Annotated in this window: 1 protein-coding gene; it reads left to right on the top strand. The window is 66.0% G+C overall.

Annotation, left to right across the window (positions count from 1 at the left end; translation table 11 throughout):
• Window positions 1-128: 128 nt before the first annotated feature.
• Window positions 129-1207, top strand: a 1079-nt coding sequence (locus tag AB0H83_RS51895) for an IS256 family transposase (protein WP_360111503.1), incomplete at its 3' end; no start/stop codon positions are given.

The raw sequence follows: 1207 nt of genomic DNA, 5'->3' as shown, positions 1-1207 counted from the left end.
GGGACTGTACAAATAACGGCTGATCGACCGATCAAGGGAGAGACGCCGAGATGACGACCGAGACCCCCATTGAGCAGGAGCCGGCCGCAGTGCCGGTGGCTGGGGCCACGGATGAGCAGTTGATCGCTATGTTGGTCGATCGGGCTCGCGGTGACGGGCTGCAGCTGACCGGTCAGGGTGGTCTGCTGCAGCAGCTGACCAAGCGGGTCCTGGAATCCGCCCTGGATGGTGAGATCACCGACCACGTCGGCTACGACAGGCACGACCCGGCCGGTCGGGGCAGCGGGAACACCCGTAACGGCAGCCGGACCAAGACGGTGCTGACCGATGTCGGGCCGGTCGAGGTGCGGGTGCCGCGGGACGTGGCCGGCACGTTCGAGCCGCAGATCGTGCGCAAGCGGCAGCGGCGGCTGACGGGGGTGGACGATCTGGTGCTGTCGCTGTCGGCGAAAGGGCTGACCCACGGCGAGATCGCCGCGCACTTGGCCGAGGTGTACGGCACCGAGGTGTCGAAGCAGACCATCTCCACCATTACGGACAAGGTGATGGACGGGATGGCCGAGTGGCAGAACCGGCCCCTCGACCGGGTCTATCCGGTGGTGTTCATCGATGCCATCAACGTGAAGATCAGGGATGGTCAGGTCGCGAACCGGCCGATCTACGTGGCCATGGCGGTCACCGTTGACGGCAACCGGGACATCCTCGGGATCTGGGCCGGCGACGGCGGTGAGGGCGCGAAGCACTGGCTGCACGTGCTCACCGAGTTGAAGAACCGCGGCGTGGCTGACGTGCTCATGCTCGTCTGCGACGGGTTGAAGGGGCTGCCGGACGCCGTCGCGACGGTCTGGCCGCGTACGATCGTCCAAACATGCATCGTGCACCTTTTGCGTAATTCGTTCCGGTATGCGGCCAGGCAGGACTGGGCGAAGATCGCCGCAGCGCTCAAGCCGGTCTACACCGCACCCACCGAGGACGCTGCGACCGAACGGTTCCTCGAGTTCGCCGAGGCCTGGGGCAGGAAGTACCCGGCGATCGTGCGGCTGTGGGAGAACGCCTGGGCCGAGTTCGTCCCGTTCCTGGCGTTCGACGTGGAAATCCGCAAGGTCATTTGCAGCACGAACGCTATCGAGTCGGTGAACGCCCGCATCCGTAAGGCCGTCCGGGCCCGCGGGCACTTCCCGAACGAGCAGACTCCGCTGGCGAATTC

The organism is Dactylosporangium sp. NPDC050688, assembly GCF_040654515.1.
In the GTDB taxonomy this organism is placed as follows: domain Bacteria; phylum Actinomycetota; class Actinomycetes; order Mycobacteriales; family Micromonosporaceae; genus Dactylosporangium.
The sequence above is the reverse complement of the archived record's forward strand: the minus strand, read 5'-3'. Positions and strand labels throughout refer to the sequence as shown.